At 75.1% G+C, this 1,253-nt stretch carries 3 protein-coding genes; 2 read left to right on the top strand and 1 reads right to left on the bottom strand.

Annotation, left to right across the window (positions count from 1 at the left end; translation table 11 throughout):
- Nucleotides 1-251 (bottom strand): hypothetical protein (locus tag VB737_RS07080; protein WP_500312217.1); only part of this gene is annotated, 251 nt, incomplete at its 3' end.
- A 137-nt stretch (nt 252-388) separates the two neighbouring features.
- Here VB737_RS07080 and VB737_RS07075 point away from each other — a divergent pair.
- Nucleotides 389-973 (top strand): hypothetical protein, encoded by a 585-nt coding sequence (locus VB737_RS07075; RefSeq protein WP_500312216.1) that lies wholly within the window; start codon nt 389-391, stop codon nt 971-973.
- Nucleotides 974-988: 15 nt separating this feature from the next.
- The coding region (locus VB737_RS07070; protein ID WP_500312215.1) for a DUF8668 family protein at nt 989-1,253 on the top strand (265 nt) is incomplete at its 3' end.

The following is a 1,253-nucleotide window of genomic DNA, read 5'->3' as shown; positions in this document are numbered from 1 at the left end:
CAGCGCCGCACCCAGGCGTCGAAGCTGGCGGGCAACCGGGGCGGCACCAGGCGGGCGGGCCGCCGGCCCAGCCACCACCAGCCCGCCGCCACCCCGGCGATCCCCACCAGACCCAGTCCTTCGCCAGGCAGCGCCCGCAGCACCAGCTCGCCCCCGATCACCCCCCCGGCGAGCAGCAGGGCCTGCCTGCCCCAGCCGGCGGACAGCAGGGAGGCCAGGGCGGCAGGGCGCAGGGGATCCGGGGACGTCACGGGTGGGTACCGGCGGCGATGCCTCTCTAGCTCAGAAGGGACGGGGCTCACACCCCCGCGTCCACCTCCCTTAAGACACCGTCCCAGCAGATCCCGGCCGGACACAGCATGATTCAGCCTGTCGTCGGTTCCCCTCCGTGCCGTCTTCCGATGCCCGTGACGGCAACGCTGCGACGCCCGGCCAGGTGGTGACGCAGGACGGCCTGTTCCTCCTGGAGCCCCACCTGGAGGAGCTGCGCCGCGCTCTCCAGGAGCTGGAGGGCAGCGACCACTGGCACGGCGGCCTGCCGGTGCTGCTGCTGGAGCGCTGCTGGCTGCGCCTGAGCCGGGTCCCGGTGGAACACCTGGCCAGCCGCCTGCCGCCGGACTGCAGCCAGGAGGCCCCCGAGCTGCGGCGCTACCGGGAGCTGGTGGCCGCCGGTCGCCCGGCCTGGGAGGCCGAGCGGCTCTGCTGGGAGGATTTCGGTGCGGACGCCTGCCGGGAGGCGCTGCGGAAGTTCTGGGCCGCCCAGGAGCGGGGCACCCAGGGCTGGACGCTCGAGACCTACCTGGACCTGCTGCAGCAGTACCGGCGGCGCTTCGCCGCCGGTGGCCCCCGGCCCGTGCCGCTGCTGGTGCTGGCCCGGCGGGATGGCCGTGCCCGTCGGGGCAGGCACCGGCTGCTGTGGCTGGGTCCTGACGCCGCCGCCGGCCGGACGTCGATGCGCGACACTTGCCCCTGATTGCGGGCTGCGGCCATGGCGGACGACACCAACACCCCTCTTCCCGTGGGCTCCGGCCGCGGGGATGCCCCCGAGCGGGGCGGCCGTTCAGGGCCGAACCGGGAGCCCGGCGGCTTCCGCATCCGCCTCAGCGACAACGAGATGCAGGCCGCCCGCGCCCTGCAGGACGCCTTCGGCCTGCGCTCCACCGTCGCGGTGCTGGGTTTTGCCCTGCGCACCCTCGCCGATCAGCTGGAGAAGGGGCAGCTCGAGGCCCTGGTGGCCGAGCACCGGGCCCAGG

The organism is Synechococcus sp. BA-120 BA3, from assembly GCF_034931285.1.
Taxonomy (GTDB): Bacteria; Cyanobacteriota; Cyanobacteriia; order PCC-6307; family Cyanobiaceae; genus Cyanobium.
This window is presented reverse-complemented; position numbering and strand designations above follow the sequence as displayed.